Annotated in this window: 3 protein-coding genes; all 3 read right to left on the minus strand. The window is 58.4% G+C overall.

Going from position 1 to position 3,506, the window contains the following annotated elements:
• Positions 1 to 54: 54 nt before the first annotated feature.
• The 3 genes from ACSSV4_RS22975 to ACSSV4_RS22985 are packed head-to-tail and all read right to left on the minus strand — an operon-like array spanning position 55 to position 3,360.
• Positions 55 to 846 (minus strand): TniQ family protein, encoded by a 792-nt coding sequence (locus ACSSV4_RS22975; protein ID WP_093037357.1) that lies wholly within the window; start codon positions 844 to 846, stop codon positions 55 to 57.
• Positions 843 to 1,724: a TniB family NTP-binding protein gene (locus tag ACSSV4_RS22980; RefSeq protein ID WP_093037101.1), complete on the minus strand. Its 882-nt coding sequence runs from the start codon at positions 1,722 to 1,724 to the stop codon at positions 843 to 845. Before ACSSV4_RS22980 ends, ACSSV4_RS22975 begins: the two co-directional genes overlap by 4 nt.
• 1 nt (position 1,725) lies before the next feature.
• Positions 1,726 to 3,360, minus strand: coding sequence for a Mu transposase C-terminal domain-containing protein (locus ACSSV4_RS22985; protein ID WP_139274568.1), 1,635 nt, complete (start codon positions 3,358 to 3,360; stop codon positions 1,726 to 1,728).
• Positions 3,361 to 3,506: the final 146 nt, after the last annotated feature.

Here is a 3,506-nt window from a genome sequence, read left to right on the forward strand (position 1 = left end):
TGTCGCTTTGCCTTTAAATCTGAGACATGGCGCTTTGAGCGTCGAGTTTTGTCCTTAACTGTGAGATTCGGCTGTCTTTGGTCCTGTGCTTCTGGCGCGCTGTTGCGCAACATGATCAACTGCGGCAAGCAGACGTGGCTCTCTCTCGAAGGCGCGCAACAGAGCAATTCTTACATAGTCGTCGGCACCGGCGCTGGATATGGCCGCTTTTATCAGCGGACGAGACTGGGCCGCAGCGATCGCCGCAAGGCAGAACAGCCTCACTTCCGGTCTGGGGCTCTGAAGAGCGAATAACGGATCCCCGCGGACGGCCTTGAGCGACATGCCAAAGGTGACCGCGCGCATCGCACGTCGAAGTAGGTTGGGGCGGTTTGACGTCGCTGCGTGCTCAAGCAGCCCTGCCCCGCAGCGCGCACGGTCTATCAGTTTTTCAGGCAACTTTTCGTCACCGGGCTTTGCGAGGCTCCGAACAAGTAGGGTCCCGCAAAATTGGCAATCAAATGCCCAGGATCGCCGCCAATGCCTGAGCGAGAGGCCGCGTCGGGAACACTCGGGGCAAGACTGGAAAGGAACTTGCGCTGTGAGCATCATCTCCATTTTCGTCATTGCCCTAAAAGTCATTGACTGCACGGTGTCGGGATCGACACGCGCAGCGATAGATATCTTTTCCGCATCGGCCGCCTCAACGTCGAAGTCCAGGGCGGCGCCATGTCGTGTATCGATCTCGATATGGGCCAGCAGTTCCGCGTCATTACAGTAGTTGGCCGCAGCCAGCCGAGACAACCAACCTGACAACAACTCGTCTGGCAGCGGCGCGACAGTCTTTGGCAGCGGGCGCGGCTTCACACCCGGGACTTCTCGAGCCGCCGCCCAGCGGACGCGTGACGCGACCAAACCGGCGTCCATTTTGCGATTGCGTCATCGGTGATGCATTCATCACCAGTGACAATGGCGTCGATGGAAAGATCCTTGATCAGGGCGAAGATGCGCGAGGTCACCCCACCGGTCAGTGCAAGCATCTGCTTGAGCGACTTGACCTTCAGATTGGATTTCTTCTCGAGGGGCATTGCCGCGATGAGTGTTTGAATCATGTCCGAGAACTCGGCATCGTCGCGCCAGTTTGGCAGGTGATGTTCGTCCAGCCGCCTGGCAAGCTGGAGATCACCACGGATGGCATCGACGGCCTCGCTGACCCCGAGGCATACCAGCGACACTTCGAGTTCATTGCTGAGATACCGCAGAACATTGAGAAAGCGGCGCTGTTCGCGGTGGGTCCCGGCCAAAAGATTGTGGACCTCGTCGATCATGATCATCCGCAGGCCAAGGTCGCGCAAGAGTGCGATGACACGGACTTCGAGGGAAGCCACATTTTGAGCGCGGGCGCTCAGTGCCGTCGCCGGGGCGCCGACGGCGGCCAAGATGTGCAGATAGAACCGCCGTTCGTCGGGTGCGGGCGGCGCTTGCAACAGCAGAAGCGGTGTGCGCGTGATGCCTGACGGCGGATCGTATTCTGGTGCGTACTTGCGCGACAGGTTTCGGGCGATCATCGTCTTTCCGATCCCGGACGCGCCATGCACAAGAAGGCCAGGCATACGGGTTTGCCTTGGCGCCTCGATCATACCCTGCAAACGGTCCAGCACTTGTTCGGCCCGCGGAAAGCCGATCCAAATGTCCGATTGAATGAGGGCGATCCGACCGTCTTCCTCAGTTGTCCCTGCCGTCAATTCACCATCTCTCTACCTTGAACAATGGGCGCGATGTATCACCCGTATCGATCGCGCGCAGCCCTTCGGTTGTCGCGACAGCCGAGTTGGCGCCCTCCAATGTCCCTTTTCTTTCACGGGATCGGCGTTCGGCCTTCGTGAGGCCCCGGCTTTCAGCTTCGATCTGGCGTTGCTGTCGGATCAGCTCAGCCAGGACCAGCTCATTGGACCCGGACTTGCCAAGTGCACGGGCCTTCCTCATGGCTTCGCGATATTCCCAGAGCGGCACGGGCGGAATTTCCAGGTTTCTGTAACGCGCCTCAACATATCGGCCATCGTCCAATTCGACCCAGATCATTGAGATATCGCGAGGGTCGTAGCGAACGACCACCTTCCCATCGCTGCGCCCAATGTGGCCTGCAAGAGCATCCGACCAGTACCGTATCTGAAACAGATGGATGCCGTCACGCCTGACCTTGCGCAATTCGCTCGGCAAGAAGCTCACCCGAAAGGCTTCCATCTCGAAGGGGATGTCGCCCATCATTTGCTCTGAGAGCGCCTCCCATTTGGCGACGGGCGTACAGCCAAGACTTGAATGAATGCTGTTGTTGTAGCGGCAGATTTCCAGGGCAAACCAGCGATCGAAGTCGCCTAAAGTCATCGTGGCCATGCCTTCGGCATCGTAGTCGCCCTTGGCCACGACCGAGGATTGCGTTGTTCCAGGCAACAGGTGCACGGCCCCCATCATCGTGCCGATCAATCGTTCGATGTGCCCTCCGAAATGAGGACTGCCTGGCGGCCGATAGACCAGATCGATCCCCCATTCCGCACATGCCGACCGAAAGGCATGCGACCGGAAATCGCGCCCGTTATCGACGTGGATGCTATGCGGTTTACCCTGCGCGGGCCAAGGAACATTGCACACCAATTCCGCCAGAAGTTCCGCCTTGGGGGCCACAGCCTGTGTCAGGCAAAGCGCCACTGACAGACGCGAAGGGGCCTCCAGAGAGGTGTAGTATCCAGTTACCATCCGCGTTGCGATGTCGATCGCCAGCGTGACCCAAGGCCGCCCAATTGGTTGGCGTTCAAAGCTGTCGACAAGAATGATGTCCGCCGGCGTATGATCAATTTGGACGATCTCCAGTGGCACACTGGCCTTGACCTCACCTGTGACCGGCGCAAATTTCTGGCGGGCCACCTTTGCGCCCTCTCGTGCTTTCGCAACTTCGCGGGCATCCATCGCATCCAGACGACGCTGAACCGTCCGCCGTGTCGGCGGCTGCAAGCCTTGTTGCCAGCACGCGCTGCGGATTTCTGTCACGACGCGCGACAGGCTCGAACGCTCCCGGCGCAAGAAATAACGGCGAAGATGTTCTTCGATCACCGCTTCAACTTTGCCGGATATCAAAGTTGTTCCAGTCGGGCGGCCCCGTTTCCGCGGCACCAGAGCGCTCGTGCGCCCACCCTCTTCGGCCAGCCGCTTTAACCAACGCCATACCGTAGCCCTGCTGACACCGAGTTCCCAAACGGCATCATTGATGCCACTTTCCAGACCGCCAGTACCTTTCAGATATGCCTGAACAAGCGGACGCAGCACTGCAGCCCTGCGCGCCTCTTCTGCACCAACGGCAACTGAGTCTTCGCCATCATTTTCCATCGATATCTGCCGCACAAGCCTGTGAACCCTGTCTCAGGTTTAAGGGCAAAAATATCGGAATTAAAGGCAAAATCTCATATTTAAGGGCAAAACACAGTCGTTGAATTCATTGAATTTCTCATCTCACAATTAAGGGCTACGCGACA

This window comes from Roseovarius sp. MBR-154 (genome assembly GCF_053628595.1).

Excerpts from the sequence above, each read along its gene's own strand:
- ACSSV4_RS22985 (WP_139274568.1), bottom strand. The coding sequence starts at position 3,360 with ATGGAAAATGATGGCGAAGACTCAGTTGCCGTTGGTGCAGAAGAGGCG.